At 64.0% G+C, this 26,996-nt stretch carries 25 protein-coding genes; 14 read left to right on the top strand and 11 right to left on the bottom strand.

The features are described from left to right. Nucleotides 1–116: 116 nt before the first annotated feature. Nucleotides 117–920, top strand: a complete 804-nt coding sequence (locus ACEWPM_RS13345; RefSeq protein ID WP_393962774.1) for an HpcH/HpaI aldolase/citrate lyase family protein — start codon at nt 117–119, stop codon at nt 918–920. Then, nucleotides 917–2,407 (top strand): FumA C-terminus/TtdB family hydratase beta subunit, encoded by a 1,491-nt coding sequence (locus tag ACEWPM_RS13350; RefSeq protein ID WP_393962773.1) that lies wholly within the window; start codon nt 917–919, stop codon nt 2,405–2,407. Before ACEWPM_RS13345 ends, ACEWPM_RS13350 begins: the two co-directional genes overlap by 4 nt. Before the next feature lie 20 nt (nt 2,408–2,427). Here ACEWPM_RS13350 and ACEWPM_RS13355 read toward each other — a convergent pair whose 3' ends face one another. The 8 genes from ACEWPM_RS13355 to ACEWPM_RS13390 all read right to left on the bottom strand — a co-directional run bounded on the left by ACEWPM_RS13355 (nt 2,428) and on the right by ACEWPM_RS13390 (nt 10,389). Then, a complete protein-coding gene (locus ACEWPM_RS13355) occupies nt 2,428–3,177 on the bottom strand; it encodes an SDR family oxidoreductase (protein WP_393962772.1) in 750 nt (249 codons plus the stop codon). 10 nt (nt 3,178–3,187) lie between these two features. Beyond that, a complete protein-coding gene (locus ACEWPM_RS13360; protein ID WP_393962771.1) occupies nt 3,188–4,639 on the bottom strand; it encodes an aldehyde dehydrogenase family protein in 1,452 nt (483 codons plus the stop codon). Next, nucleotides 4,639–5,319 (bottom strand): ABC transporter ATP-binding protein, encoded by a 681-nt coding sequence (locus tag ACEWPM_RS13365; protein ID WP_393962770.1) that lies wholly within the window; start codon nt 5,317–5,319, stop codon nt 4,639–4,641. The genes ACEWPM_RS13360 and ACEWPM_RS13365 overlap by 1 nt, the downstream gene beginning before the upstream one ends. Beyond that, nucleotides 5,319–6,065 (bottom strand): ABC transporter ATP-binding protein, encoded by a 747-nt coding sequence (locus tag ACEWPM_RS13370; RefSeq protein ID WP_393962769.1) that lies wholly within the window; start codon nt 6,063–6,065, stop codon nt 5,319–5,321. The genes ACEWPM_RS13365 and ACEWPM_RS13370 overlap by 1 nt, the downstream gene beginning before the upstream one ends. Next, nucleotides 6,062–7,018 (bottom strand): branched-chain amino acid ABC transporter permease, encoded by a 957-nt coding sequence (locus ACEWPM_RS13375; protein ID WP_393962768.1) that lies wholly within the window; start codon nt 7,016–7,018, stop codon nt 6,062–6,064. Before ACEWPM_RS13375 ends, ACEWPM_RS13370 begins: the two co-directional genes overlap by 4 nt. Nucleotides 7,019–7,031: 13 nt before the next feature. Next, the gene (locus tag ACEWPM_RS13380; RefSeq protein ID WP_393934094.1) at nt 7,032–7,937 is read right to left on the bottom strand and encodes a branched-chain amino acid ABC transporter permease; all 906 of its coding nucleotides are present in this window, start codon (nt 7,935–7,937) and stop codon (nt 7,032–7,034) included. 136 nt (nt 7,938–8,073) lie between these two features. After that, on the bottom strand, nt 8,074–9,360 hold the full coding sequence (locus ACEWPM_RS13385) for an ABC transporter substrate-binding protein (RefSeq protein WP_393962767.1): 1,287 nt from the start codon (nt 9,358–9,360) through the stop codon (nt 8,074–8,076). Nucleotides 9,361–9,426: 66 nt separating this feature from the next. Continuing rightward, entirely contained in the window at nt 9,427–10,389 is a 963-nt protein-coding gene (locus ACEWPM_RS13390) for a cyclase family protein (RefSeq protein ID WP_393962766.1), read from the bottom strand. Nucleotides 10,390–10,593: 204 nt separating this feature from the next. On the opposite strand from ACEWPM_RS13390, the gene ACEWPM_RS13395 reads away from it, so the two are divergent. The 9 genes from ACEWPM_RS13395 (at nt 10,594) to ACEWPM_RS13435 (ending at nt 19,788) form a co-directional block, all read left to right on the top strand. Further along, nucleotides 10,594–11,718 (top strand): zinc-dependent alcohol dehydrogenase family protein, encoded by a 1,125-nt coding sequence (locus ACEWPM_RS13395; RefSeq protein ID WP_393962765.1) that lies wholly within the window; start codon nt 10,594–10,596, stop codon nt 11,716–11,718. A 77-nt stretch (nt 11,719–11,795) separates the two neighbouring features. Continuing rightward, the gene (locus ACEWPM_RS13400; protein WP_393962764.1) at nt 11,796–12,731 is read left to right on the top strand and encodes a LysR family transcriptional regulator; all 936 of its coding nucleotides are present in this window, start codon (nt 11,796–11,798) and stop codon (nt 12,729–12,731) included. A 91-nt stretch (nt 12,732–12,822) separates the two neighbouring features. Beyond that, nucleotides 12,823–13,995, top strand: coding sequence for an acyl-CoA dehydrogenase family protein (locus ACEWPM_RS13405; protein ID WP_393962763.1), 1,173 nt, complete (start codon nt 12,823–12,825; stop codon nt 13,993–13,995). Then, entirely contained in the window at nt 13,992–15,281 is a 1,290-nt protein-coding gene (locus ACEWPM_RS13410; RefSeq protein WP_393962762.1) for an MmgE/PrpD family protein, read from the top strand. The genes ACEWPM_RS13405 and ACEWPM_RS13410 overlap by 4 nt, the downstream gene beginning before the upstream one ends. Then, nucleotides 15,278–16,102, top strand: a complete 825-nt coding sequence (locus ACEWPM_RS13415) for an HTD2 family dehydratase (protein ID WP_393962761.1) — start codon at nt 15,278–15,280, stop codon at nt 16,100–16,102. The genes ACEWPM_RS13410 and ACEWPM_RS13415 overlap by 4 nt, the downstream gene beginning before the upstream one ends. Before the next feature lie 99 nt (nt 16,103–16,201). Continuing rightward, complete coding sequence (locus tag ACEWPM_RS13420; protein ID WP_393962760.1) at nt 16,202–17,104, top strand: metal ABC transporter substrate-binding protein; 903 nt, start codon at nt 16,202–16,204, stop codon at nt 17,102–17,104. Between the two features lie 49 nt (nt 17,105–17,153). Next, complete coding sequence (locus ACEWPM_RS13425) at nt 17,154–18,071, top strand: manganese/iron ABC transporter ATP-binding protein (protein WP_393962759.1); 918 nt, start codon at nt 17,154–17,156, stop codon at nt 18,069–18,071. Beyond that, the gene (locus tag ACEWPM_RS13430; protein WP_393962758.1) at nt 18,068–18,946 is read left to right on the top strand and encodes a metal ABC transporter permease; all 879 of its coding nucleotides are present in this window, start codon (nt 18,068–18,070) and stop codon (nt 18,944–18,946) included. The genes ACEWPM_RS13425 and ACEWPM_RS13430 overlap by 4 nt, the downstream gene beginning before the upstream one ends. Beyond that, nucleotides 18,943–19,788: a metal ABC transporter permease gene (locus ACEWPM_RS13435; RefSeq protein WP_393962757.1), complete on the top strand. Its 846-nt coding sequence runs from the start codon at nt 18,943–18,945 to the stop codon at nt 19,786–19,788. The genes ACEWPM_RS13430 and ACEWPM_RS13435 overlap by 4 nt, the downstream gene beginning before the upstream one ends. Before the next feature lie 54 nt (nt 19,789–19,842). On the opposite strand, the gene ACEWPM_RS13440 is transcribed toward ACEWPM_RS13435, so the two are convergent. Next, nucleotides 19,843–20,868, bottom strand: a complete 1,026-nt coding sequence (locus tag ACEWPM_RS13440; protein WP_393962756.1) for a hypothetical protein — start codon at nt 20,866–20,868, stop codon at nt 19,843–19,845. Between the two features lie 13 nt (nt 20,869–20,881). After that, nucleotides 20,882–21,352: a transcription elongation factor GreA gene (gene greA, locus ACEWPM_RS13445; protein ID WP_393962755.1), complete on the bottom strand. Its 471-nt coding sequence runs from the start codon at nt 21,350–21,352 to the stop codon at nt 20,882–20,884. Between the two features lie 257 nt (nt 21,353–21,609). On the opposite strand from greA, the gene ACEWPM_RS13450 reads away from it, so the two are divergent. From ACEWPM_RS13450 to ACEWPM_RS13460, 3 genes are all read left to right on the top strand, one after another. Continuing rightward, nucleotides 21,610–23,259: an electron transfer flavoprotein-ubiquinone oxidoreductase gene (locus tag ACEWPM_RS13450; RefSeq protein WP_393962754.1), complete on the top strand. Its 1,650-nt coding sequence runs from the start codon at nt 21,610–21,612 to the stop codon at nt 23,257–23,259. A gap of 137 nt (nt 23,260–23,396) precedes the next feature. Then, nucleotides 23,397–25,118, top strand: coding sequence for a tetratricopeptide repeat protein (locus tag ACEWPM_RS13455; protein WP_393962753.1), 1,722 nt, complete (start codon nt 23,397–23,399; stop codon nt 25,116–25,118). Then, complete coding sequence (locus ACEWPM_RS13460; protein WP_393962752.1) at nt 25,108–25,986, top strand: 4-(cytidine 5'-diphospho)-2-C-methyl-D-erythritol kinase; 879 nt, start codon at nt 25,108–25,110, stop codon at nt 25,984–25,986. Before ACEWPM_RS13455 ends, ACEWPM_RS13460 begins: the two co-directional genes overlap by 11 nt. Here ACEWPM_RS13460 and ACEWPM_RS13465 read toward each other — a convergent pair. Beyond that, nucleotides 25,983–26,996 (bottom strand): polyprenyl synthetase family protein, encoded by a 1,014-nt coding sequence (locus tag ACEWPM_RS13465; RefSeq protein WP_393962751.1) that lies wholly within the window; start codon nt 26,994–26,996, stop codon nt 25,983–25,985. The two genes, ACEWPM_RS13460 and ACEWPM_RS13465, sit on opposite strands and share 4 nt — an antisense overlap.

Consider the following 26,996-nt stretch of genomic DNA (forward strand, 5'->3'; position numbering starts at 1 on the left):
ATAGCCACAGGCGGCGGGGGGGCATAGGCACCGGCTATGCCTGCCGGGCATGGTGACTGGCCGCACCCTGCCGTGCAGGCTAGCATGCCGACCAGCCAGCCTGCCGGAGTGCCCGAATGCCCAGCCCAACCGACCAGATGACCCTGACCCTTTTTGTACCCGCCGATCGACCCGAGCGGATCGGCAAGGCCGCAGGCGCAGGCGCCGATGCGGTGATCGTGGATCTGGAGGACGCGGTGTTGGCGGAGGCGCGCGAGGCGGCCCGCGCCGGTCTGGCCAAAGCACTGGAAGGCTTAGGCGTCCCCCTGATCCTGCGCATCAACGCCGCCGGTACGCCTTGGCACAAGGACGATCTGGCGGCGGCTGCTACCCTGCCCGTCAGCGCCGTGATGCTGGCCAAGGCCGAGACGGGTGAGAGCTGCGCCCATGTCGGGCGCGCCACGGGTCTGCCGGTGATCGCATTGGTCGAGACGGCGCGCGGAATCGCGACCCTGGACGAGATCGCGAAGGCGACGGCGCGGATGGCCTTCGGCTCGATCGACTATGCGGCAGATTTGGGGATGGGGCATACGCGCCAGTCCTTGCTCAGCGCACGCGCGGCGCTGGTTCTGGCCGCGCGGCTGGCGGGGCAGCCCGCCCCGCTGGACGGGGTCACCACAGCGACGCGCGACGCTGCGCTGATCGAGGAAGATTGCCGCCACGCCGCCGAGATGGGCATGGGCGGCAAGCTTATCATCCACCCCGCGCAGATCGCGGCGGCGCGGCGCGGCTTCGCGCCCTCGGAAGATGAGGTGACATGGGCGGGCCGTGTGCTGGAAGCCGCCAAAGGCGGCGCGGCGGTGCAGATGGACGGCGCGATGATCGACGCGCCTGTGATCGCCCGCGCGCGCCAGATCATGGCCCGCGCAGGTGCCGCATGAGCGCGCGCATCAAGGAGACGGACCTGATCACAAGCATCGCGGATGCGCTGCAGTATATCTCTTACTATCACCCGCCTGATTTCATCATCGCCATGGCGGATGCCTATCGGCGCGAGGAAAGCCCCTCGGCCAAGGCCGCCATCGCTCAGATCCTGATCAATTCTCGCATGTGCGCCATCGGGCATCGCCCGATCTGCCAGGATACCGGCACCGTGAACGTCTTTGTCGATATCGGCGTCGAAGCGCAGACTGACTGGACCCGCCCCCTGCAGGACATGGTGGACGATGCCGTAAGGCAGGCTTGGCAGCTGGACACGAACCCGCTGCGCGCCTCGGTCGTGGTCGATCCTTTGGATAGCCGCAAGAACAGCGGCGACAACACGCCCGCCATGATCCAGACCCAGATGGTCGCCGGGAACGCGGTGCATATCACCGTCTCGGCCAAGGGCGGCGGGTCCGAGAACAAGACGCAATTCGCGGTTCTGAACCCCTCGGCCAGCGTCGCCGATTGGGTGGTAGAGCGGGTTGCGCAGATGGGCGCCGGCTGGTGCCCGCCCGGCATGTTGGGCATTGGTGTGGGGGGCAGCGTGGACAAGGCGATGGCCATGGCCAAGGCGGTGCTGAACGATCCGATCGACATCACAGACCTGCGCAACAGAGGGCCGCAAAACAAGGTCGAGGAGATGCGTCTGGAGATCCTCGAACGGGTCAATGCGCTCGGGATCGGGGCGCAGGGTTTGGGCGGAATAACCACCGCGCTCGACGTCAAGATCGCGACGTTTCCAACCCATGCTGCCTCGATGCCCGTCGCGCTGATCCCGAATTGCGCAGCGACGCGGCACGTGGAGTTCACGCTGACCGGCAATGGCCCCGCAGGATTCGCGCCGCCCGACCTTTCTCTCTGGCCCGAAATCGAGGGGCACGGCCCGATCGGGCGGCGCCTGTCCCTGAATGATCTGTCGGACGAAGTGCTGAAGGGGCTGAAACCGGGCGAGACGCTGCTGCTGTCCGGCACACTCTACACGGGGCGCGACGCCGCGCATAAGCGCATGATCGAAACGCTCCGCGCGGGCGGCACCCTACCCGTCGATCTGAAGGGCCGTGCACTTTATTACGTGGGCCCCGTCGATGCCGTGCCGGGCGAGATCATCGGTCCTGCCGGGCCGACCACATCAACCCGCATGGACAAGTTCACCGAGGAAGTGCTGGCCGCGACCGGCCTCAAGGTGATGATCGGCAAGGCCGAGCGCGGCGCGGAGGCGATCGAGGCGATCCGCCGCCATGGCGCGGTCTACATGATCGCCGTGGGCGGCGCGGCCTACTTGGTGAGCCAGGCCATCAAATCGGCGCGCGTCGTGGCCTATGACGATCTGGGCATGGAGGCGATCCGCGAATTCACGGTCGAGGATATGCCGGTGACCGTCGCGGTGGATACGCGCGGCAACTCCATCCACGAAACAGGCCCGCGCCAATGGGCACGGGCCTGAATTCAGGTCGTTGAAACCGTTTAGATCGTGCGGCCGCCATCCACTTCCATCACCACGCCCGTGATGAAGTCGGCATCGTCCGAGGCGAGGTAGAGCGTTGCGTTGGCAATATCCCGCGCCTCGGAAAGGCGCCCCATCGGCACGGTCGCGATGAATTTCTTGCGGTTCTCGGGCGTGTCCTCCATCCCCATGAACTGCTCCAGCAGACCGGTCGCGCCCATCACCGGGGCCACACAATTCACGCGGATCTTGTCTGGCGCGAGTTCGACCGCCAGCGATTTTGTCATCAGGTTCACCGCGCCCTTGGACGAGTTGTACCATGTGAGGCCGGGGCGGGGACGGATGCCGGCAACTGACCCGATATTGATCATCACGCCGCCGCCCTGCTCGCGCCACATCGGCACGCAAGCCTTGGTCATGTGAAAGATCGACAGCACGTTGACGTCATAGATCTTGCGGAACGTCGCCTCGTCCGTTTCCATCAGGGGGCTGTTCTTGTTGGTCCAGCCCGCGTTGTTGACGACGATATCGAGGTCGCCGAAAGCGTCGGCCGTCTGCTTCACCGCATCCGCGACTTGCGCGCCGTCCGCCACGTCACAGCCGATGGCGATGGCGGCATCACCGAGGCTTGCCGCCACGTCTTCCGCGCCCTCTTTGTTCAGATCGACAATGGCGACCTTGGCCCCTTCGGCCACGAAAAGTTCGGCGATCCCCTTGCCGAAGCCAGAGGCGGCGCCTGTGACCAATGCTGTTTTGCCTTTCAATCTCATGGCTTTATCCTCAATCGTGTTTGTTGATGATGGTCTTGATATGGGAAAATTCCAGAAGCGCGGCGAAGCCCTTTTCGCGGCCATGGCCGGATTTGCGTACCCCGCCGAAGGGCAGCTCGATCCCGCCCCCCGCGCCAAAGCCGTTGATATAGACCTGCCCCCCGCGTAGCTTTTTCGCCACACGCTGCTGGCGCGCGCTGTCGTGGGTCCAGATCGAGGCCATGAGACCGTATTCGGTGTCATTCGCGATGCGGATCGCGTCTGCCTCATCCTTGAACGTCATCGCGCAAAGGACGGGGCCAAAGACCTCCTCCTGACCGATTTTCGAGTGCGGATCCACGGGGCCGAACAGCGCGGGCGCCACGAAATAGCCACCCTCGGGCGCGCCCTTCCGGACAGTGCCACGCGCGACCAGCGGCGCATCGGCGCCGTCGATATAGGCCTCGATCCGTTTTTTCTGCTTGGCCGAGATGACCGGGCCCAGCGCCGCCTCCTCGGCGATGTCCGATGCCTCGATGTTCTCAAAGCGCTCTTTCAGCCCCGCCACGACCTTGTCGTAGACGCCTTCCTGAATGAGAATGCGTGATCCGGCAGAGCAGGTCTGGCCCGCATTGGCGATGATGCCGCCCACGAGGAAGGGCAGCGCCGCCTCGATATCGGCATCGTCGAACACGATCTGCGGGGATTTTCCGCCCAGTTCCAGCGTGCAGGCGATGTAATTCTTCGCCGCCGCGATCTGGATCATCTGGCCCACTTCGGGCGAGCCGGTGAAGGCGATGAAATCAACGCCGGGATGCTCGCTGAGAGCCTTGCCCGCGACATCGCCGCGGCCCGTCACCACGTTGATGGCCCCCTCCGGAAAGCCGACCTCGCCCGCGATCTCCGCAAGGCGCAAACAGGTCAGGCAGGCGTCTTCGGCGGGTTTCAGAACCGTCGAATTGCCCATCGCCAGCGCCGGTGCCAGCGACCGTCCAAACATTTGCGAGGGATAATTCCACGGGATGATGCAGGCTATGACGCCGTAGGGTTCACGCACGACCTGCACGTTGTATCCCGCCATGAAGGGGATGACTTCGCCATGCACCTTGTCGGCGGCGCCGCCGTAGAACTCGAAATACCGCGCGCAGGCGGCCATGTCGGCCCGCGCCTGTTTCAGCGGCTTGCCATTGTCGCGGCTCTCCAGCTGGGCCAACTCTTCGGCCTCGTCCAGAATGGCGAGGCTCATCTTCTGCATCAGGCGTCCGCGCTCGGTGGCGGTCAGCTGACCCCATGTGCCGGTGTCGAATGCTTCGCGGGCGGCCCTAACAGCGGCGTCCACATCCTCGGGCTGGGATGCCGCGATGGTGGTGAACACCTCGCCATCCAGCGGTGAGCGGACGTCCATTTCATCACCCGACGCGGCGGGCATCCATTTGCCGCCAATGAGGTTCAGCGGTTTCGGCAGGATCGTATCTTTGGGCATCAGGCCTCTTCCTTCTTGTCGTCCAGTGAGCCCTCGGCAACGGCGCCGCGCTCGATCACGAATGTCTGGCTGGCAAATCCGCGAAGGAGCGAGGGGTTCGATTCCGTGATGATCAGTGTCACGTTCCGGTCCGTGTCACGCAGATCGCGCAGGGCGTCGGCATAGCGTTTGGCCAGCGCGGGGGCGAGGCCCTGAAACGGCTCGTCAAGCATGATCAGCTTGGTGCCCAGCATCAGCGCGCGGCCCAGCGCGACCATCTTGCCCTGCCCGCCCGACACGTTTCCGGCGGGCCGGCCCGCCATCTCGCGCAGCTCGGGCAGGATGTGGTAGACGCGGTCCAGCCGCTTTTGCGTGGTCTCGGCGTCCAGCTTGGCGACCTGCGCAGGCAGCAGGATGTTCTCCTCGACCGTGAAGGCGGAAAAGAGACGCCGGTCCTCGGGCGCGTAGCCGATCCCCAGCGCAGGACGCTTGGCCGGGGTCATTTCGGAGATGTCCTGCCCGTCAAAGCGGATCTCGCCGGTGACATTGGTAAATCCCATGACCGAGCGCAGCAGCGTCGTCTTGCCCGCACCGTTGCGCCCAATGAGGGCGACGGTGCCAGAAGCCGGAACAGTAAACTCCAGACCGCGCAAAATGGGGATATTTCCAATCGAGGCGTTGGCATTGTGAAAGCTCAGCATCAGGCGACCTCCCCGATCACGTCGCGGATCACGTCGGGATGCGCCAGCACCTCCTCGGGCGTGCCGCGCATCTCGATCTTGCCCATGTTCCAGACAGCGACCTCATCGGCGTATTTTTCTACGATGCCCATGTCATGCTCGACAAACACGGCGGTCACATCGGCTTCGGCCAGCGCCTTGACGAGGATCTCCATGACGCCGAATTTCTCCGAACTGGAGACGCCCGATGTCGGCTCGTCCATGAGCAGCAGCTTGGGCTTGAGCGCCAGCGCGACGGCGATGTCGATCAGTTTGCGCTGACCTTCCGACAGCTCGTCCACCTGCCGATGCGCGACATCAGTGCAGTTCACGAGGTCCAGCAGATGCATCATCTCTTCCCGCTGCCTGCGATCCTTGAGCGCGCGGATGGGATTGCGCAGACGGTCGCGCGCGGCGGCGGCGATCAGCAGGTTCTCCAGCGCCGTATGCTCGGTGAAAAGCTGCGGGATCTGGAAGGCGCGGGCGACGCCGCGCCGCGTGATCTCGCGCGGGGAGAGGGGCGTTACGTCTCGGCCCTCGAAATAGACCTTGCCCTTGGCCGGTTTCAGCCAGCCGGTGCAGATGTTGAGGAAGGTCGTCTTGCCCGCGCCATTGGGGCCGATGATGGCAAGGTTCTTGCCCGAATCGATCTGGATCGAGACATCATCGGCGGCCACGACCCCGCCAAAGCGGATTTCGAGCCCCTTGGTTTCCAGCAGATGGGTCATTCGCCCTCCTCCTTCTTGCCGGCGATGCGGTCCATCAGACTGTTATAGATCCCGGCAATGCCGCCCGGTGCAAAGAGAATGATGATCAGCAGGAAAGTGCCCAGAACCATTTGCCACACATCGCCCGCAAAGGCCGAGGCATAGGTGCGCACGATCTCGTAGATCGCCGCGCCCACCAGTGCGCCCGGCACCGAGCCCGCACCGCCGAGGACGGCAATGAACACCATCTCGCCCGAGCGGATCCAGTACGCGTATTCCGGCGTCACCACACCCTGCACAAGGCCCATCAGGATGCCCCCGGTGCCGCAAAGCATGGCCGACAGCACATACCCGTTCAGCATCACGCGCTGCGGCGACATCCCCAGGTATTGCAGCCGCGTCTCGTTCGTCTTGATCGTCCTGAAAAGTTGCCCCAAGGGAGAGTCCAGCCAGCGCATCGCGAACCAGCCAAGGCCCAGCGCCAGCGCTAGCGCGAGGTAGAACATGACCAGCTCGTAATTGCCGCGCTCAAGATCCATCCAGAGGACGGTGGGGCGCGGCAGGCGCATCCCGTCGGCGCCGCCGGTATAGTGGTAAAATTTTTCAAGGATCGACCAGAAGATCATCGAAAAGGCGAGATTCAGCATCGCGAAGAAGATGAACCGGTAGCGCGCCACAAAGAGGCCCACCACGATGCCCGAGAGGACAGCGGCAAGGATACCCAGCACCAGCACAACCGCCAGATCGGCACCCGGCATCAGCATCAGGGTAAACGCGCCGCCATAAGCCGCGATGGCGAAATAGAGCGCGTGGCCAAAGGACACCTGGCCGCTGCGCAAAAGCACAGTGATGCCCATGACGGCAATCCCCTTGGCCAGTGCCAGCGTCAGCAGCACCTGCAGCGTCGGGGCGGCGAAGGGCACCAGTGCCAGCAGGATCAGCAGGATGGCGGGGATGATGAAACGGATCGACATTACCTCGCCCCTCTCAGATCTTGCGCGCCGACGGGCTGCCAAAGAGCCCCTCGGGGCGGACCAGCAGCACGGCGACCATAATGAGATAGGGGACCAGAACCTGCGTCTCGGGCCAGACATAGACGGCGAAGGATCGCCCCAATCCGATCAGCAGCGCGGTCAGTGCAGCGCCCTCGATCTGGCCGAGGCCGGCGGTGGCGACCACGGCAAAGCTGAGCACGATCATATCCGCGCCGATCCCCGGCAGGATCGACGTAGTCGGCGAGGCCAGCGCGCCGCCAAGGCCCGCAAGGCCCGCGCCCACGATGAAGGTCAGAAGGAACACCTTGTCGGCGTCGATGCCAATGGCCTGCGCGGCCTCGCGGTCCTCGGTCGTGGCCAGGATCAGTTTGCCCGCGATGGTGTGCCGCAGGAAAAATCGCAGCCCGAACAGGAGGCCAATCGCCACCATGGGCAGCAGGATCAGCTGGTAGACGGTGTAATTGACCGAGAAGGCGCGCACATTGCCCAAAAGCTGCAGCGCCGAGGACTGGAAGATCGGCTGCGTGCCCCAGATCAGGCGCTGCACATCCTCGAGGATCATGAAGATCGCGAAGGTGACCAGCAGCTGAAGCACCTCGGGCTTGTGATAGATGCGCCGCAGCAGCAGCCATTCCAGCGGGCCGCCAAGGACCACGCCGATCAGGATGGCCGAAACCAGCATGCAGGGAAAGGCGAAGATCGGCGGCAAACCGGCCGAAAGGACGAATGTCGTGAGCGACGCCGTGAGATACGCCCCCATCGCATAGAGCGAGCCATGCGCGACATTGAGGATGCGCATCACCCCAAAGATCAGTGTCAGGCCGACGGCGACGATAAAGACGAGCGCCGCATAGGCGATACCGTCGAACAAGGCGAGCAGGAACAGGGTCAGGTTCATGAGGGTCCACTCTGTAATCTGGCGGCGAAGGAGGGGTGGCGGTTCAGCGGCGCATCATCGGGGCGCGGAGCCCGGGCGGCGGGGGTGCGAACGGGGCCTTCGACTGGCGAAGGCCCCGGCATTTGATGTGACGCTATCAGTTTTCGTAGGAGTCGACGGTCAGACCATCAAGCCAAGCCTGATCCAGCGTTCCGACCCAGGAAACCGATTCCTCGCCCACGGGCGTCGTCAGCTCGGCCCCGTCGAAGATCATGATGTTCTCAAGCGTGGCGAAGGGATGCTCGCCACCCTGAACGGACATGCCCAGGAGCTGTGCCTCGATGCCCTGATGATCTTCGCGCAGCGACACGGGACGTCCAAGACCCTGGAACTCCAGCCCGTCAAAGGCCGCGATCACCTGGTCCTCCGACGGCCAGTTGCCGCCATTGGCCTCGGCCGCCTTGTCATAGGCCGCCTCAAGCGCGGCAAGGCCCTGACTCATGTGAAAGACGGGGTAGATCGCCTTGGCGCCGGTCTTTTCCTCGAACTTGGCCATGAACGATTTGAAGTCCTCGTCATCGCGCCGCTCGGGGTGGTTCCAGTAGTGATCGCCGCGCGCACCCACGATATGGCCCGACGGCAAGGCAGAGCCCAGACGCTCGAGCGAGCTTTCGGCCAGGGGCAGCACGAACATCGAAGTGTTCGTCAGGCCGCGCTGCGATGCCTGCTGAACGAAGGTGTCCAGATCGCCGCCCCAGCTCGTCGAAAGGATCACGTCAGGCTGCAATGCCTGCAGGCGCGAAATCTCGGTAGAGAAGTCAGGCGAGCCGAATTTCGGGAAGAATTCACCCACGACTTCGACATCGGGCTTGAGCGCCTTGAGCGCGGCACTGAAGATATCCCAGCTGTCACGGCCCCAGGCGTAGTCCTGGTTCACGACGGCGATGGTTTCGAAATCGGGATTGGTTTTCAGCAGATAAGCAACCGTCGCCAGCATCTCGGTGCCGGCATGAGCCTGGCTGCGAAAGACGTAGTTGTAATCGCCCTCTTCAAAGATCTTCTGCGTGCCGCAATCCCACATGATGTTGATGACCTTGAGATCCTCGGCCAGCGGAGCGATCGTCTTGCAGTTGCCCGACGAGATCGCGGCCAGCATCGCATCGGCGCCATTCTCGACAAGGCGGCGATACTCGGTGGTCAGCGTCTCGGTGCCCGCACCCTCATCGACGAAGGTCAGCTCCAGCGGCACGCCCTGGATACCGCCATTGGCGTTGATATCCTCGGCCATGATCTCGGCCGCATCCTTGGCGGGTACGCCAAAGACCGACGCAGGGCCGGTCAGAAAGGCGGTGACGCCGACTTGCAGCTTCTCGGGCTTGTCCTGCGCGAGTGCCGCCAGCGGCATCAGGGCGCAGGCCGCTGTGGCCATAAGCAGTTTTTTCATTGGTTCTCTCTCCCCTTTTTCTTGAATGTCGGGCGCCGCACTGATGGCGGCGACCCGAATGAGCGATCAGCGGATCGCGATCGGATTGATGATCATCTGAACAGCGCCCTTGATGCGCGCCTGTCCCAGGACGAAAAGGAATTCATGAACGCCGTCTTGCGCCAACTCGCGCGTGTCCATGTTTTCCAGAATGTAGATGCCATGCTCGGGCTGCAGGATCTGATGCGCGCGAAAGGCCTGGCCTTCCTCCTCGGCGGGCACGACCTCCATGCCCCAGGTGTCGGCGCCCACGGCCATCACACCCAGCGATGCGAGGTATTCCGCACCGCTGACGCCAACGCCCGGCTCTTTCGCGCCAAAGCGCTCGGGATCGGGAGCGTCGCCGTCCAGCAGGTTCATCCAGTTCGAGTTGAAGAGGACGACATCGCCCTCGCCGATGGTGACGCCCTGCGCCTCGGCGGCAGCCTTGATGTCCTCTTCGGTATAAGGCGTGCCCTCTTCGACCATGTCGACGCCGAAATGCTTGGCCATGTCCAGCATGACACCGCGGCCCACAAGGCCCGGCAGCTTTTCGAGGCCCAGTTTGCTGAGGCCCGCAGCGTCGGCGAATTCATCGTCCGTATGGCCGTTGTAATACATGTGATCGACGCCGGCATGGCCAAGTCCGTCGATCTGCGGGCCGATGCCCAGCCAGCCCATGAAGATGTCATCGTTATAGGTGAAGGCATTGTCGCCCAAGCCGCTGGTCGAGACCTGGTTGGGCTGAAGAACCGTCACCGACAGGCTGCGCGGCGGAAAGGCGGGCGTGTCGCTGCCCACGATCATGCCGAGGCTGTAAACCTTGCCCTCTGTCACGAGACCCGCCGCGGATTTGACGCGCTCGGGCGTCATCGTGTTGGCGGCACCGATCTCATCGTCGGCGCCCCAAGGTGACTTGGTCCATTCGGGCTTTGCCGCGTCCTGGGCAAGCGCCGCGGTCCCGAGACAGGCCGCGAAGGCCGCAACGGCCGCTGTGCGTGAAATAAACATGATCAATCCTCCTCCCAAAGGTATGACGCCGATCAGCATACGCATGATCCGCACGGCGGCACTAATAGTTTGTGCCTTGTCCAGCCATAACACACACCTATACCTCTTGGAGCTTGTGGGTCTTTTGCATTACTCTGGCAGAGGACAAGAGTAGTCTGGGCCGCAGCCGCCACACCGCAGGTCGCGAAATTGGGAGAGGTCACCATGAAAATCACCGCAGCCGTGCTGATGCGCGACGGACTCACCGAGAACTTCGCCAAGGAGGCGCCGCTGGAGGTGCGCGAGGTCGATCTGGCGCCGCCGGGCCGGGGCGAGGTGCTGATCCGCATGGGCGCGGCGGGCGTTTGCCACTCGGACCTGTCGGTGATCAACGGCACCCGCCCCCGTCCCCTGCCGATGGCGCTGGGGCACGAGGCGTCGGGCTATGTCGAGGAGGTCGGCGAGGGTGTCGATGACCTGAAGCCGGGCGATCATGTGGTCTGCATCTTTGCTCCCGGCTGCCGCCAGTGCACGCCCTGCGCCGAGGGGCGTCCAGCCCTTTGCGAGCGTGCGGCCAAGCATCACGGCGTGGGCGAGTTGATGACCGGCGCGCGACGCCTCACTATGGATGGCCAGCCGATCAATCACCATGTGGGCGTCTCGGCCTTTGCCACCCATGCGGTACTGGACCGCCGCTCGCTGGTCAAGGTCGAGCATGACCTGCCTGCCCATATATCCGCCTTGTTTTCCTGCGCCATGCTGACCGGTGCGGGCGCTGTTTTCAACACCGCGCGCATCCTGCCGGGCCAGACGGTCGCTGTGATCGGGCTGGGCGGCGTGGGTCTCTCGGCGGTGCTGGGCGCGGCAGCGGCGGGCGCGGGGCGCGTTATCGCCATCGACCCGTTCGAGTCCAAAATGGAGGCGGCGCGCGGCATGGGCGCAACCGACCTCATCAAGGCTGATGGCGATACCATCCAGGCGGTGCGCGACCTCACGAATGGCGGAGTCGACTGCGCCATCGAACTGGCCGGATCGGTCAAGGCGCTGGAGACGGCGTATGAGATCACCCGCCGCGGCGGCCAGACCGTGACGGCAGGCCTGCCCCACCCTGATCAGCGCATGGCCCTGCCCGCGCTGAAACTGGTGGCCGAAGAGCGCACCCTGAAGGGCAGCTATATCGGCTCCTGCGTGCCGCAGCGCGATCTGCCGCGCATGTTCTCGCTCTACGAGCAGGGCAAGCTGCCGGTCGAAAAGATGCTGAGCCACCGCGTCCGTCTCGACGAGATCAACCTTGCGATGGACCGGCTGAACGATGGTAGCGCCATCCGCCAAATCGTCGATTTCGACTAGTCGGCGCCGTGCGCGCCAGCTTGACAATCCCATAGGCGACCCCTTTAGCTGAATGTCCGCGCTAGAAGGGTCTGCCTATGGATATCCGCCAGCTTCGCTATTTCATCGCCATCGCCGAGTCGCCCTCTCTGTCCGTCGCGGCCAGCACTCTGGGCGTGGCGCAGCCGTCGCTGTCGCAGAACGTGGTGCGCATGGAGGAAGAGCTGGGCGTGCGCCTGGTCGAGCGCAGCCCACGCGGCACGGTGCTGACCGACGATGGAACGCTTTTCCTGAAACACGCGCGCAATGTCTGCGCCGCCTTCGAGGATTGCCTCGACGAGATGCGCGAGGCGGGCGGGGCGCTGCGTGGCAAGGTCGGCTTTGGCATGCCGCCCTCGGTGTCGATGGTGATGGCGGTCCCGCTGGCCGAGACAGTGCGCGTCGAGTTCCCCGATCTGCGCCTGCAGGCGATCGAGGCGATGAGCGGGTATATCAAGACATGGATCGACGATGGCACTGTCGATATCGGCTTCATCTATGACCTCGCCAAGGCCGATCATTTCCGCACCATCCATGTGCTGAATGAACGCCTTTTCTTCTTTTCCGCGCCCGATGCGTGGCCACTGGACACGCCCCCCGGCACGCCCGTGCGCCTGCGCGATCTGCAAAAGCTGGACTTGATCCTGCCCAGCCCGTCCCATGGCCTGCGCCGCACGATCGAAGATTACGCCCAGCCCCGCGGGATACAGCTTAACGTTACCATCGAAATGGACGCGATGACGCAGATCAAGGAACTGGTGGCGCGCGGATCGGGCTATGCCATCTTCGCGCCCGCCGCCGCGCATGATTTCGTGGCGCGCGGCGATCTGGTCAAGGCGCCGATCTGCGAGCCCGATATGGTGCGCCCCGTATATCTTGCCACCAACCCCGCCCGGAAAAGCAGCCGCGCCTGCCACGCCATCGCGCAGGTCACACTGGACGTCGCGCGCGACCTGGTGCAGCGCGGCATTTGGGAAGGCGAGCTTGAAACATAGGACACCCCAATAGCCGCCAGAGCGCAACCCTATTGGCCGTTCCCGGCGCATTGCTGCACATATGGGCCAAGGCAGTTTTGCGAGGTAGCCCATGACATCCTTTCATCCGACGGCGGAGTATCAGGACATCCGCGAAGGCGTCGCATCGGTCTGCGCCCAGTATCCCGGCAGCTATTGGCGCGATCTGGATGCGCGGCGCGCCTATCCGAAGGATTTCGTGCAGGCGCTGATGCGCGAGGGCTATCTGGGCGCGATGATTCCCGAGGAATATGGCGGCCTCGGCCTCAGCCTGACGGCCGGCGCGGTGATTCTGGAAGAGATCCACCGCAGCGGCGGCAACGCGGCGGCCTGCCACGCGCAGATGTATACGATGGGCACCGTCCTGCGCCATGGCAGCGACGCGCAAAAAAAGATGTATCTGCCCGGCATTGCCGATGGCTCGATCCGCTTGCAAGCCTTCGGCGTGACTGAACCCACCAGCGGCACCGATACGCTGAGCCTTAAAACCACTGCCAAGCGCGACGGCGACGACTATATCGTCAACGGCCAGAAAATCTGGATCTCCCGCGCCGAGCATTCCGACCTGATGGTCCTTCTCGCGCGCACCACCCCGCGCGATCAGGTCGAAAAGAAAACAGATGGCCTGTCGGTCTTCCTGATCGACCTGCGCGAATTGCGAGGCAATGGCGTTGAAATCCGCCCCATCCGCACGATGATCAACCACGCGACGACAGAGATATTTTTCGAGAATGCGCGCATTCCCGCCTCGTCCCTGGTCGGCGAAGAGGGCAAAGGATTTCGCTATATCCTCTCGGGAATGAATTCCGAGCGGATCCTGATCGCCGCCGAATGCATTGGCGACGCCAAGTGGTTCCTAGAAAAAGGCTCGGACTACGCCCGCGAGCGGGTCGTTTTCGGCAAGCCGATCGGGGCCAATCAGGGGGTGCAATTCCCACTGGCCCGCGCGCAGGCCCATATGATGGCCGCGGAAGGCATCGTCTACCGCGCCGCCGCGATGTATGATGCGGGCGAGAACCCCGGCGTGGAGGCGAACACAGCCAAGATGCTGGCCGCCGATGCCAGCTGGGAGGCCGCCGAGGCCTGCCTGCAGACCCATGGCGGCTTCGGCTTTGCGGAGGAATACGATGTGGAGCGTAAATTCCGCGAGGCGCGGCTCTATCAGGTGGCGCCCATCTCGACCAACCTGATCCTCTGCTTCATCGCCGAGCGCGTGCTGGGCCTGCCGAAATCCTACGGCGCATGAGCGGTCTGGATGCACTCCTTGATCTGGCCGCGCTGCCGGATCACGCCATCCCCGAGGCCGGCATGGGCATCGCGCGCCTGTCGCTGATGGACTGGATGATGTGCGGCCGCGCCGGCACGCCCGAGCCTGTGGCCGGCATTTTGCGCGGACTGGCCAAGGCCGAGGGCGGCGCGCCACAGGCCGCGCTCTTCGGCGGGGGCCGTGCGCCTGCGCGCATGGCCGCGCTGGTCAACGGCACGACCTCTCACGCGCTCGATTATGACGACACGCATTTCGCCCATGTCGGGCATCTGTCGGTCGGCATCTATCCAGCTGCCGTCGCCGTCGGCGAGATGATGGATGCGCGCGCCGAAAGGGTCTGTGCCGCCTTCGCCATCGGCGGCGAGGCTGCGATCCGCGTCGGCCTCGCCCTAGGCCGCGCGCATTACGAGCGCGGGTTTCACCAGACGGCCACCGCGGGCGCCTTTGGTGCGACCATCGCCGCCGGGCGCCTTCTGGGCCTCAGCCGCGCCCAGATGCGCGCCGCCATAGGGCTGTGCGCCACGCGCGCGACCGGCTTGCGCTGCCAGTTCGGCACGATGGGCAAGCCCTATAACGCGGGCGTCGCAGCATCCGCGGGCATCGAATGCGCGCAGCTGGCCAAGCTGGGCATGACCGCGCCCGATGACGGGCTTTTCGGCCAGAATGGCTATCTGGCCACCCATAGCGACGCGCCGGGTGAGATCACGGCGCCGACCGGCGCGTGGCTGCTCGATGACATGAAATACAAGCTGCACGCTTGCTGCCACGGCACTCATGCGATGATCGAGGCGCTGAAGGGCCAGAGGCTGGAGGATGTCCGCGCCATCACCCTGCGCACCAATCCCCGCTGGCTGACCGTCTGCGACATCAAGGCGCCGCGCACCGGCCTTGAGGTGAAGTTCAGCTATGCCTGGCTGGCAGGGATGGCCCTGCGCGGCGATGCGACGGGCAGCGACCGAGCCTATACCGACGCGCTGGCGGCCGATCCCGCGCTGGCCGCGTTTGCCAAGGCCGTGACAGTGACGGGCGACAGCGCCCTCACCGATATGCAGGCCGCGGGCGAGGTGACGCTGGCCGATGGCAGCACGCAGAGCTTTGCCCATGACCTCGCCGCGCACATCCCGTTGGATACGCTCGCGCGTAGTCTGCGGGAAAAGGCGACCGCGCTGCTGGGCGCGCCCGGCGGCGCGCTTTGCGACGCGCTGACCTCGCTTGAGGGTATGGATGCGCGTGCTCTGGGTGATCTTATGGAGGCCGAGGCATGAGCGATTTCTCGGACTGGATCGGGCGCAGCATCACGCGCACGGACCCCGTCGCGCCCCGCCTAATGGCCGAATTTCGCGCGACGCTGGACGGCACGCTGGCCCCGCTGGATATGCCGCCGGGGGTCGAGTTCTGCCTTGCGCCCGACATCTGCGCGCCGGACCTGCTGGGCCGGGACGGGCATCCGCGCACCGGGGTATTCCTGCCCGATCTGCCCCTGCCCCGCCGCATGTGGGCAGGCGGGCAGATCACGCGCCACGCGCCGTTCAAAGAGGGCGATGAGGTCACGCGGATCTCGACCATCGAGGATGTGACCTTCAAGACCGGGCGCAGCGGTCAGCTGGGCTTCGTCACCGTGCGCCATCTCTATCAGGTCGAGGGCGAGACTTGCATCGACGAGCGGCAGGATATCGTCTACCGCGAGGACCCCGCACCCGGCGCCCCCGCGCCCGAACTGCCGCAGGCCGAGCCATGGCCGGATGCAGAGGGGTGGGACGTCACCACCACCCCGACGCTTCTCTTTCGCTATTCGGCGCTCACCTTCAACGGCCATCGCATCCATTATGACGCGCCCTATGCGCGGGAGGTCGAGGGGTATGACGGCCTTGTTGTGCACGGGCCGCTACAGGCGATCTGGATGCAAAACCTTGCCACCAGCCTGATGGGGCATGCGCCTGCGCGCTTCAACTATCGCGGCACTGCGCCACTGATCTGCGGTCAGCCCGTGCGCGTCGAGGCAACGACGGAGGGCACCACCCTGTCCCTCCGCGTGCGCCGGCCCTCGGACAATGCTGTCACGATGCAAGGCACCGCCCAAAGCTAGGGCCTCACCGCACCTTTTTGCGAGCCATTATCATTTTACTTGCATCTTGCGAGTGCTTCGCATTTACATTGCCTCAAGCTTAACCAGATCGAGGTCCAAATGATCCGCCGCACCGCCACCGCCCTGACCCTTGCCACATCACTGACCGTGCCCGGACAGCTGGCCGCTGCGGAGGGTCCGATGAAGGTGGTCACCACCTTTACCATCCTGCAGGACATCGCCCAGAACGTCGCCGGCGAGGCTGCCGAGGTCGTCTCGATCACCAAGCCTGGCGCCGAAATCCACGGCTATCAGCCCACCCCACAGGATATCGTGCGCGCCTCGGACGCCGATCTGATCCTCTATAACGGCCTCAACCTCGAGCTTTGGTTCGAGCAGTTCCTCGCCAATCTAGGCGACATCCCCTCGGCCACGCTGACCGACGGGATCGACGCGATCCCGATTTCCTCCGGCGCGTATGAGGGCAAGTCGAACCCGCATGCCTGGATGGGGCTGGATAACGCGATGGTCTATATCGACAATATCGCCGCCGCTTTTACCCAACATGACCCGGATAACGGCGGCACCTATGCCGCCAATGCCGAAGCCTATAAACAGCAGATCACGGACGCGGTCGCCCCCCTGCGCGAGCGTATCGCGCAGATCCCCGAAGAGGACCGCTGGCTGGTCAGTTGCGAGGGGGCGTTCAGTTATCTCGCGCGCGACTTCGGGATGAAAGAGCTATACCTCTGGCCAATGAACGCCGATCAGGTCGGCACGCCGCAACAGGTGCGCAAGGTCATCGACAGTGTGCGCGAGAACGCCATCCCCGCTGTCTTCTGCGAAAGCACGGTCAACACAGACCCTGCCCGACAGATCGCCCGCGAGACCGGCGCGGTTTTTGGTGGCGTGCTCTATGTCGACAGTCTCAGCGGGCCGGACGGCCCCGTGCCCAGCTATCTCGATCTTCTGCGCGTCGATGCCGAAACCATTGCCACCGCCCTCTCGCCGCAGGGCGAATGAGCCTTAGGTTCAGTGCGAAGCGCCCGAAACACATAAGGCCTACACAATCATGACGCCGGAACAGCTACAACCCGCGCCCCCCGAACCGATGGCGGATCAGCCGATGGACGGCATCACCGCCGAGAACGTGACAGTAACCTATCGCAACGGCCATACCGCCCTGCGCGGCGCCACATTCCAGATCCCGCGCGGGACCATCACGGCGCTGGTCGGCGTCAACGGCGCCGGCAAATCCACACTGTTCAAGGCGATCATGGGCTTCGTGCCTGCCGCCAGCGGGCAGATCCGCCTGTTGGGCAAATCAGTGAAAGAGGCGCTGGCTGCCAACCTCGTGGCCTATGTGCCGCAATCCGAAGAGGTCGACTGGGCTTTTCCGGTCCTCGTCGAGGATGTGGTGATGATGGGGCGCTACGGGCATATGGGCTTTCTGCGCCGCCCCCGCGCCGCCGACCGCGCCGCCGTGGATCAGGCCCTCACCCGCGTCGGCATGGAGGGCTATCGCCACCGCCAGATCGGCGAGCTTTCGGGCGGCCAGCGCAAGCGCGTCTTCCTTGCGCGCAGCCTTGCGCAGGACGGTCAGGTCATCCTGCTGGACGAGCCATTCACCGGCGTCGACGTCAAGACCGAGGAGCAGATCATCGCCCTCCTGCGCGAGCTGCGCGACGAGGGCCGGGTGATGCTGGTCTCGACCCACAATCTCGGCTCGGTGCCGGAATTCTGCGACAGGACGGTGCTGGTCAAGGGCACCGTCTTGGCCTTTGGACCGACCGACGAGGTGTTTACCCGCGACAACCTCGAGGATGCGTTCGGGGGCGTCCTGCGTCACTTCACCCTCGGCGGGGATGAGTTGCACGACGATGACGATCCGCGCGAGCTGCGCATCATCACCGATGATGAGCGTCCCTTCGTGCATTACGGCGAGCGCCGCAAGAAGGCCAAGCCCGCCAAGCCGGAGCGCGGCGAATGATCGAGACGTTGCTCGCGCCCTTCACCTATAGCTACATGTTCAACGCCATGTGGGTCTCGGCGCTGACGGGCGGCGTCTGCGCATTCCTGTCATGCTATCTGATGCTCAAGGGATGGTCCCTGATCGGAGACGCGCTCAGCCATTCGGTCGTACCGGGCGTCGCGGGTGCCTATATGCTGGGCCTGCCCTTCGCGCTGGGGGCCTTTATCGCGGGGGGGCTGGCGGCAGGCTCGATGCTCTTTCTCTCGGGCCGCTCTGGCCTCAAGATCGACGTGATCATCGGCATCATCTTTACCTCGTTTTTCGGGATCGGCCTTTTCATGGTGTCGCTCTCGCCCATGTCGGTCAGCATCCAGACCATCATCATGGGAAACATCCTGGCCATCACCCCCGAGGATACGCTGCAACTGGCCATCATCGGCTTTGTCGCGCTCGCTGTCCTTCTGGCCAAGTGGAAGGACCTCATGGTCGTTTTTTTCGACGAGAACCATGCGCGCACCATCGGCCTCAGGCCCGACCTGCTCAAAGCGATGTTCTTCGTCCTCCTTTCGGCCGCCGTCGTCGCCGCGATGATCACGGTGGGCGCATTCCTGGTGATCGCGCTGGTCGTGACGCCGGGCGCGACGGCCTATCTGCTTTGTGACCGGTTCCCGCGCCTCATCGTGGTCTCGGTGCTGATCGGCACGCTCACCAGCTTTGTCGGGGCCTATGCCAGCTATTTTCTGGACGGCGCGACGGGGGGCATCATCGTGGTGCTGCAAACGGTAATCTTCCTCATTGCCTTCTACTTTGCGCCCAAGCACGGGATGCTGGCGGCACGGCGCAAGGCCGCCAGCGCATTAGAGACGCCTGCCGCCGAGGGACCGCAGCCATGATCGACACAATCCTACTGCCATTCCAGTTTCCCTTCATGCAGAATGCCTTCTGGATCGCGCTGCTGGTGGCGCCACCGACGGCGATGCTGTCCTGCTTTCTGGTGCTCAAGGGCTGGGCACTGATGGGCGACGCGGTCAGCCACGCGACCCTGCCGGGGATCGTGCTGGCCTGGATGCTGGGCTTGCCTCTAATCGCGGGCGCCTTTGCCGCCGGAATGGCCTGCGCGCTGACCACCGGGTATCTGTCGCATAACAGCCGGGTCAAGGAAGACACGGTAATGGGCGTCGTCTTCAGCGGCATGTTCGGCCTCGGGATCGTGATGTATACGTCGATCACTACGAACGAGCATCTCGACCATATCCTTTTCGGCAACATGCTGGGCGTCGGTCCCAAGGACCTGTGGACCTCGGGCCTGATCGCGCTCGCTGTTACGGGCCTTCTGACGCTGAAGTGGCGCGACCTCTTGCTGCATGCGTTCGATCCGGCGCAGGCACAGGCTTCGGGGTTGCGCACGGGGCTCTTGCATTATGGGCTACTGACGGCGCTGTCGCTCTGCATCGTCGCGACGCTCAGTTCGGTCGGGCTGATCCTTGCTGTGGCGCTTCTGGTGACGCCCGGCGCGATAGCCTTCCTGCTGGTGCGCAGCTTTGGTGCCATGCTCTGGATCTCGGTGCTGGTCTGCGCCGCGTCGATGATCGGCGGCACTTATGCCAGCTTCTTCCTCGACTCGTCGCCGGCAGCAACCGTCGTGCTGATCCTCACGGGCCTCTTCGTGATCGCATTCCTGCGCCGCATCGCGATCACCCGGCGCACGTCGCGAAGGGCCGTGCAGGAGGCATAGGCCCTTTCGCTGTTCCAGAAAGACTCAGATCCGGCACCGGGCCCACGGGCGCCTTCAGTCGAAGGTGCCCGCGACCCGCCCCAGCAGCATGAAGGCGCGCGCCGTGCGCGTGTCGGACAGGTCCGAGATGTCGCTGTCACTCGCATCATCGGCAAAGCTGCTGAACATCTGGTCGAACCGGCGCAGGAAGTGATGTGCGGCATCGCGAAAGATCGGATCGTTCTTCATCCGCGCCGCCGCCAGCACCAGGGATGACCTGTCGTGAATCCCGCCCAGTGCGGCAATTGCGCGCCCGCGCGTGCCGCCTGCAAAATTGCGCCACGTCTCAGGGCGGGCCATATCGGGACGCAGATCGTCCATGTAGATCCCGTCCTCGCTCAGCAGCGTCAGGATGTCCTGCGCCGCCTGGATCAGCTGCGCGGTGGGCCGGTCCTTCAGCGCGCGGCGCAAGGCGGCAAAACCCTCCTTGTCCTCCGCCGTTTCGGGAAAGTTCAGCGCCCGGATGAAATCGCTGCGCTCCAGCGGCGGACGCATATCTTCGGCCTGAGTGCCCAGCGGCAGAGAAACCTGCGCATCATCGGCGGCCGGCGGCGCGGCGGGGGCCGGTGCGGGGCGGCGCGTGGGATAGACGGAAGGCAGCGGGCGGATGGAGGAAAACGTCGCCAGGGCCGTCTCGGTCTTGCGCTGCGCCGCCGCGATCTCGTCCAGTTTTCGCGCCACGGTAGTGGTGTTGCCCGCGGGCTCGGACTGGGCCTTGCTCTGGCTGATATAGGCCTGGCGGATGGCGTCGATCGCGGCATGCAGCCGCGCGCTCTCTTCGCGCATGATGCGGGCGGTGCGCGCTGCAGTCGCCGCCACCCAGATCATTGCGACGGGCAAAAAGATGACCAGTGCGATCACCAGAAAGCCCAGCGCCCCATCCGTGCCGCCCAACCCGAACACCGCAAAGACGACAACCGACAGCACGAGCCACAGAACAGACAGCGCCAATGCCGCCTTTTCGGGGCCCGACAGGTTCGGCGTATCCTGCGCCGGGGCCTTGGCCGCCGCCTTGCCTGTGTCTGGTCGGGAGGAGGGCATGGGTTGCGCCTTTTCAGATATACTGGATTTTCAGCACTTCGTAGGCACGCTCGCCGCCGGGGGTGCGAACCTCGACACTGTCGCCTTCCTCTTTGCCGATCAGGGCACGGGCGATGGGCGACTTTATGTTCAGCAGACCGTTTTCGATACTGGCCTCATGCTCGCCCACGATCTGCCAGGTCTTTTCCTCGTCGGTATCCTCGTCGACCAGCGTGACGGTCGCACCGAACTTGATGGCCCCCGACAGCTTCTTGGGGTCGATGACCTCCGAAAGTCCCAAAGCCCCCTCCAACTCCTTGATGCGGCCCTCGATAAAGCTCTGCTTTTCGCGTGCGGAATGGTATTCGGCATTCTCCGACAGATCACCATGCTCGCGCGCCTCCGCGATGGCACGGATGATCGCCGGACGCTCCACCGATTTCAGCTGTTTCAGCTCGGTGCTCAGCGCGTCATAGCCGGCGCGTGTCATCGGTATTTTGTCCATTATCGTCCCCCAATCGGCTTCGCGGCCCCTGCCGCATCTGCCGCTCCTTGCCTTGTTCATCACCCAAGGATGACCCAAGCGCGTGCGGCTTTGCAATAGGTCATCCGCCATGCGCGCGCAATCGCGCCGCACCAGCGGCGAAATGCCGTTTTGCACCCCCTGATCCGTCGTGTTTGAATTGACGTGGACCTTCGACGCGCGCTAGGCAAGTGCGCACATGAATTGCCCCGCGGGGGCGCCCAAATGAGGATATCCGGATGGCCGATCAGGCACGCGAGACAATGGAATACGACGTCGTGATCGTCGGTGCCGGCCCCGCAGGCCTCAGTGCTGCGATCCGGCTAAAGCAACTTGATGCCGATCTCGAGGTCGTCGTGCTGGAAAAAGGCAGCGAAGTGGGCGCGCATATCCTGTCGGGCGCGGTGCTGGACCCGATCGGTCTGAACCGCCTGATCCCCGACTGGAAGGAAAAGGGCGCGCCGCTGAACGTGCCGGTCAAGGATGACAATTTCTACCTGCTGGGCGAAGGCGGCCAAGTGCGCGTTCCCAACTTCCCCATGCCCAAACTGATGAACAATCACGGCAATTACATCGTCTCGATGGGCAATGTCTGCCGCTGGATGGCCGAACAGGCCGAAGGGCTGGGAGTCGAGATTTTCCCCGGCATGTCCTGCTCGGAGCTGGTCTATGGGACCGATGGCAGCGTCAAGGGCGTGGTCGCGGGCGAATTCGGGCGCAACCCCGATGGCAGCGAGGGTCCCAATTACGAGCCGGGGATGGAGTTGCATGGCAAATACGTCTTCCTCGGCGAGGGCGTGCGTGGATCACTCTCTAAACAGCTGATCGCCAAGTTCGATCTGGCCGCAGGCCACGAGCCACAAAAATACGGCCTTGGCATGAAGGAAATCTGGGAGATCGACCCCGAGAAACACCGCGAAGGCAGCGTCACCCATACGATGGGCTGGCCGCTTGGCAAAAATGCAGGCGGCGGGTCTTTCATCTATCACCTTGATAACAATCAAGTTTATGTCGGATTTGTTGTCCACCTGAATTACAAGAACCCGTACCTTTACCCCTATATGGAGTTCCAGAAGTTCAAGCATCACCCGATGGTGGCCGAGCTTCTGAAAGGTGGCAAGCGCGTTGCCTATGGCGCGCGCGCCATCAGCGAAGGCGGGTATCAGTCCATGCCCAAGATGGTCGCGCCGGGCGTCGCGATGCTGGGATGCTCGGTCGGGATGGTCAACGTGCCGCGCATCAAGGGCAACCATAACGCCATGCTGTCGGGCATGGCCGCCGCCGAGGCCGCTCATGCCGCCATCAAGGCAGGCCGTCAGGGCGACGAGCTGCCCGATTACGAGGCCGAAGTGCGCGGTGGCGACATCGGCGCCGATCTGAAAAAAGTGCGCAACGTCAAACCGCTCTGGTCCAAATACGGCCTCATGCCCTCGCTGATGCTGGGCGGCATGGACATGTGGACCAACAGCTTCGGCTTCTCGCTATTGGGCACGCTGAAACACAGCAAAACCGACGCCGAGGCGACCGAGCCCGCCGAAAAGCACAAGAAGCTGGACTACCCCAAGCCCGATGGCAAGCTCAGCTTTGACCGGTTGACCAATGTCAGCTTCTCGATGACCAATCACGAGGAAAATCAGCCGGCACATCTGAAACTCAAAGATCCCAGCATCCCGGTGGACGTGAACCTGCCCAAATACGCCGGCCCCTCGGCCCGCTATTGCCCGGCCGGCGTCTATGAGTTCGTTGAGGAGGATGGCAAGCCGCCGCGCTTCCAGATCAACTTCCAGAACTGCGTGCATTGCAAGACCTGCGACATCAAGGATCCGGCCCAGAACATCAACTGGACCACACCGCAAGGCGGCGACGGGCCGAACTACCCCAACATGTAGGGGCAGGCGCTCCGGCGCACACGGGAAAGTCATAAGCGGGCGGGCGCGGATGGCGCCGGCCCGCATTGCCCTTGGGCCAGCGCCGCATTACGTTGCGCGCCATGAGGTACAAGAATTCCAAGCAGGGGCCAGCGCGCGTGACATTCCGATTTCTGACCATTCTGGCCCTCGCGGCCCCCACCTACCTTGCAGCTCCTGCCCCGGTGCTGGCCCAGGAGGCAGCGGGCCCCTATCTTGCTACGCGGCAGGCGCGCTATGACAGCGATTATGCAGCAGCTGCGAAATACGCGCTTGAGGCGCTTAAAACGGACGCCGACAACCCCCTTCTGATGGAGAGCGCCGTCGGCGCCCTTCTGGCGACCGGCGACGTCGCGCGCGCCCTGCCCATTGCCCAGCGCATGGAACAGGTCGATATCCGCAGCCAAGTTGCCCAAATGGCCCTTTTGGGCGACGAGGTGATGCGAGGCGACTACGATGCGGTCCTTGCGCGCATTGAGGCCGAAGAGGGCGTGGGCCCCTTGGCCGATGGTCTGATCGGCGCGTGGGCTACGCTTGGCCAAGGCGATATGGGCGCGGCGCTGGAGAAATTCGACACAATCGCCGCCGAGCCGGGACTGCGCGGCCTTGCCATCTATCACAAGGCGCTGGCTCTGGCTTCGGTCGGCGATTTCGAGAGCGCGGACAAGATCTACGCTGGCGAGACTGATGGTCCCATGCAGACGACGCGCCGCAGCGTGATCGCCTGGACCGAAGTGCTTAGCCAGCTTGAGCGCTACGAGGACGCGATCAAGGTCTTGGACGACACATTCGGCACGGACCCCGATCCGCAAATCGTCGATTTGCGCGCCCGACTTGAGGTGGGCGAGGCGCTAAATCTGGGCCGCATCGAGACACCGGCGCAGGGCATCGGTGAGGTTTTCCTGTCGCTCGGCATGGCGCTCTTGCAAGATACCAGCGCCGATTATGTTCTGCTCTATAGCAGAATGGCCGAATACCTGGATGACACGGATGTTGATGCCTTGATCATGACCGGCGAGCTTCTGGAACAACTGGGTCGCTATGAGCTGGCCACCGAGGCCTATGCTCGCGTCCCAAAGGATGCGCCGGCCTTCTATACAGCCGAATTGGGCCGCGCCGAGGCGCTGCGCAGCGCGGGCGATCTGGATGCCGCGATCGAGGTTGTGGCCCTTCTTCGCGAAACCCATCCCGATGTTGCGCTGGTGCACGCCTCGGCGGGTGATCTTTATCGCCAGAACGAAGATTTCGCCAAGGCCGTTACCGCCTATGACGCGGCTCTTGAACTTTATGAGGCGCGAGAGGGCGAGGTGCCGTGGTTCGTCTATTACTCCCGCGCGATCAGCTACGAGCGCCAAGGTGAGTGGCCCGACGCCGAGGCCGATTTCCGCCGTGCGTTGGAGTTGAGCCCGGACGAGCCCATGGTGCTGAATTATCTCGGCTATTCGCTGGTAGAGCAGCGCGAGAAACTGGACGAGGCGCTGGCGATGATCGAGCGTGCAGTTGAGGCCGAGCCCAATAGTGGCGCTATCGTCGACAGCCTCGGCTGGGCGCAATTCCGCCTTGGCCGCTACCAGGAGGCTGTCGTCACGCTGGAACGTGCGGCCGAGCTATATGCCGTTGACCCGGTGGTAAACGATCACCTCGGGGATGCGATGTGGGCGGTCGGCCGCACCACCGAGGCCCGTTTTCAATGGCGGCGCGCCCTGTCGCTGATTGACCCCGACAAGCCGTCGCCCGATGTTGATCCCGATCGAATTCGCCGCAAGCTGGAAGTCGGTCTGGATGCCGTGCTAGAAGAAGAAGGCGCAAAGCCCCTGAAAGTGAGTGACAATGAAGGATGAGAAAACCCAGCCGGAAGGCGGCACGACCGAAGTCTTCGCGCCTGCCAAGATCAATCTGACGCTGCATGTCACCGGCCAACGCGCCGATGGCTATCACCTGCTGGATTCGCTGGTCATGTTCGCCGATGTCGGGGACCGCATCACTGTGCGACCCGCCGCGCAGACCAGCCTGAGCCTGACCGGCCCTATGGCGGACCGCACACCCGTCGGCGATGACAACCTCGTCATCCGCGCGGCGCGGTTGATGGGCGTGACCGCCGAGATCACTCTGGATAAACACCTGCCCATTGCCGCCGGTATCGGTGGCGGTTCTACCGATGCCGCGGCGACGCTGCGCGCGCTTTCGCAGATGGCGGGCAAGGATATTCCGCAGGACGTTCAGGGACTTGGTGCGGATGCCCTCGTTTGCTGCGCCGCGCTGAAAGGCGCGGCAAGAATGCGCGGTATCGGCGACCGCGTCGAGTCGGCCCCGGATTTGCCGGAACTGCATGCCGTTCTGGTAAATCCCAACGTGCCCGTGGTTACCGCCGATGTATTTCGTCACCTTGCCAAGCGCGACAATGCTCCGATGCCGGAAGACCTGCCGCGTGGCTGCGATGCCTCCGACCTGATCGCCTGGCTCGCCGAGCAGCGTAACGACCTGCAGGACGCTGCCATCGCCGCCGAACCCGTGATCGAGCAGATATTTCGCGCGCTTGAGGTCACGCCCGGTTGCCTGCTGACGCGCATGACCGGCTCGGGCGCGACCTGCTTTGGCCTTTATGCCGATGCGGAAACTGCGGCCTCAGCAGCAGGCCGCCTGCAGGAAAGCCATAGCGCATGGTGGGTGGCCGCCACGCGGCTTAACGCGGCGCAACAGGGCGCCTAATTGATGCGCGAGACGACGTAGTCGGCGAGGTCCGACAGCATGCCGCGCACCGGGTGATCCGGCAGAACCGTTAGTGCATCGGTCGCCCGGCGCGCCCATGACAGCGCATCGGCGCGCGCCGCATCCAGCGCGCCATGTGCCCCCATCAGCGCAATCGCATGCTCCAGATCGCCATCCTGCTGATTGCCTTTTTCGATCGTGCGCCGCCAGAAGGCGCGCTCGATTTCATTTGCCTTCGCCACGGCCTTGATGATCGGCAGGGTCAGCTTGCGCTCACGGAAATCATCCCCGACATTCTTGCCCGTCGCCGTTGCATCTCCTTGGAAATCCAGCAGATCGTCGGCAATCTGAAAGGCGATGCCCAGTGCGTCACCATAGTCGAAAAGCGCCTTGGTCTGAGCATCCGGCGCACCGGCTATAACGCCACCCACCTCAGTTGCCGCAGAAAACAGCGCCGCCGTCTTGCCGCGCACGACCTGCAGGTAGATCTCCTCGGTGGTGGCCAGGTCCCGCGCGGCCGTCAGTTGCAGCACCTCACCCTCGGCGATTGTGGCCGAGGCATTGGCCAGAATGTCCAGAACGCGCAGGCTGCCGGTCTCGACCATCAACTGGAAGGACCGCGAAAAAAGGTAATCACCCACGAGAATGCTGGACTTGTTGTCCCATAGCAGATTGGCCGTCGCCCTGCCCCGGCGCTGGCTGCTTTCATCGACGACATCGTCATGCAGCAAGGTGGCGGTGTGAATGAATTCCACCGTCGCGGCCAGCTTTTCGTCATCCGTGCCGCGATAGCCACAGATGTCGGCCGCAGCCAAGGTTAACATCGGACGCAGCCGCTTGCCCCCGGCGCCGACCAGATGAGCGGTTACCTCGGGGATACGCGGCGCGTGGCGCGATTCCATGCGCGCACGGATCAGCGCGCCGACGGCGTCCAGCTTTGCCTCGAACCGGGCTGCCAGCCGGTCATGCGGTTTGCTCGCTATCTGGTCCAAACCTGCTCCATTTTTCAT

Origin of the sequence: Roseovarius maritimus, assembly GCF_043355895.2 — a bacterium.
Taxonomy (GTDB): domain Bacteria; phylum Pseudomonadota; class Alphaproteobacteria; order Rhodobacterales; family Rhodobacteraceae; genus Roseovarius; species Roseovarius maritimus.

What these genes read in the sequence shown, in the direction of transcription:
- ACEWPM_RS13365 (WP_393962770.1), bottom strand. Translation starts at nt 5,319, where the DNA reads ATGCTGAGCTTTCACAATGCCAACGCCTCGATTGGAAATATCCCCATT.
- ACEWPM_RS13450 (WP_393962754.1), top strand. Translation starts at nt 21,610, where the DNA reads ATGGCCGATCAGGCACGCGAGACAATGGAATACGACGTCGTGATCGTC.
- ACEWPM_RS13375 (WP_393962768.1), bottom strand. Translation starts at nt 7,018, where the DNA reads ATGTCGATCCGTTTCATCATCCCCGCCATCCTGCTGATCCTGCTGGCA.
- ACEWPM_RS13430 (WP_393962758.1), top strand. Translation starts at nt 18,068, where the DNA reads ATGATCGAGACGTTGCTCGCGCCCTTCACCTATAGCTACATGTTCAAC.
- ACEWPM_RS13380 (WP_393934094.1), bottom strand. Translation starts at nt 7,937, where the DNA reads ATGAACCTGACCCTGTTCCTGCTCGCCTTGTTCGACGGTATCGCCTAT.
- ACEWPM_RS13395 (WP_393962765.1), top strand. Translation starts at nt 10,594, where the DNA reads ATGAAAATCACCGCAGCCGTGCTGATGCGCGACGGACTCACCGAGAAC.
- ACEWPM_RS13400 (WP_393962764.1), top strand. Translation starts at nt 11,796, where the DNA reads ATGGATATCCGCCAGCTTCGCTATTTCATCGCCATCGCCGAGTCGCCC.
- ACEWPM_RS13350 (WP_393962773.1), top strand. Translation starts at nt 917, where the DNA reads ATGAGCGCGCGCATCAAGGAGACGGACCTGATCACAAGCATCGCGGAT.
- ACEWPM_RS13440 (WP_393962756.1), bottom strand. Translation starts at nt 20,868, where the DNA reads ATGCCCTCCTCCCGACCAGACACAGGCAAGGCGGCGGCCAAGGCCCCG.
- ACEWPM_RS13355 (WP_393962772.1), bottom strand. Translation starts at nt 3,177, where the DNA reads ATGAGATTGAAAGGCAAAACAGCATTGGTCACAGGCGCCGCCTCTGGC.
- ACEWPM_RS13410 (WP_393962762.1), top strand. Translation starts at nt 13,992, where the DNA reads ATGAGCGGTCTGGATGCACTCCTTGATCTGGCCGCGCTGCCGGATCAC.
- ACEWPM_RS13460 (WP_393962752.1), top strand. Translation starts at nt 25,108, where the DNA reads ATGAAGGATGAGAAAACCCAGCCGGAAGGCGGCACGACCGAAGTCTTC.
- ACEWPM_RS13345 (WP_393962774.1), top strand. Translation starts at nt 117, where the DNA reads ATGCCCAGCCCAACCGACCAGATGACCCTGACCCTTTTTGTACCCGCC.
- ACEWPM_RS13465 (WP_393962751.1), bottom strand. Translation starts at nt 26,996, where the DNA reads ATGAAAAATGGAGCAGGTTTGGACCAGATAGCGAGCAAACCGCATGAC.
- ACEWPM_RS13385 (WP_393962767.1), bottom strand. Translation starts at nt 9,360, where the DNA reads ATGAAAAAACTGCTTATGGCCACAGCGGCCTGCGCCCTGATGCCGCTG.
- ACEWPM_RS13415 (WP_393962761.1), top strand. Translation starts at nt 15,278, where the DNA reads ATGAGCGATTTCTCGGACTGGATCGGGCGCAGCATCACGCGCACGGAC.
- ACEWPM_RS13420 (WP_393962760.1), top strand. Translation starts at nt 16,202, where the DNA reads ATGATCCGCCGCACCGCCACCGCCCTGACCCTTGCCACATCACTGACC.
- ACEWPM_RS13390 (WP_393962766.1), bottom strand. Translation starts at nt 10,389, where the DNA reads ATGTTTATTTCACGCACAGCGGCCGTTGCGGCCTTCGCGGCCTGTCTC.
- ACEWPM_RS13370 (WP_393962769.1), bottom strand. Translation starts at nt 6,065, where the DNA reads ATGACCCATCTGCTGGAAACCAAGGGGCTCGAAATCCGCTTTGGCGGG.
- ACEWPM_RS13435 (WP_393962757.1), top strand. Translation starts at nt 18,943, where the DNA reads ATGATCGACACAATCCTACTGCCATTCCAGTTTCCCTTCATGCAGAAT.
- ACEWPM_RS13405 (WP_393962763.1), top strand. Translation starts at nt 12,823, where the DNA reads ATGACATCCTTTCATCCGACGGCGGAGTATCAGGACATCCGCGAAGGC.
- greA (WP_393962755.1), bottom strand. Translation starts at nt 21,352, where the DNA reads ATGGACAAAATACCGATGACACGCGCCGGCTATGACGCGCTGAGCACC.
- ACEWPM_RS13425 (WP_393962759.1), top strand. Translation starts at nt 17,154, where the DNA reads ATGACGCCGGAACAGCTACAACCCGCGCCCCCCGAACCGATGGCGGAT.
- ACEWPM_RS13360 (WP_393962771.1), bottom strand. Translation starts at nt 4,639, where the DNA reads ATGCCCAAAGATACGATCCTGCCGAAACCGCTGAACCTCATTGGCGGC.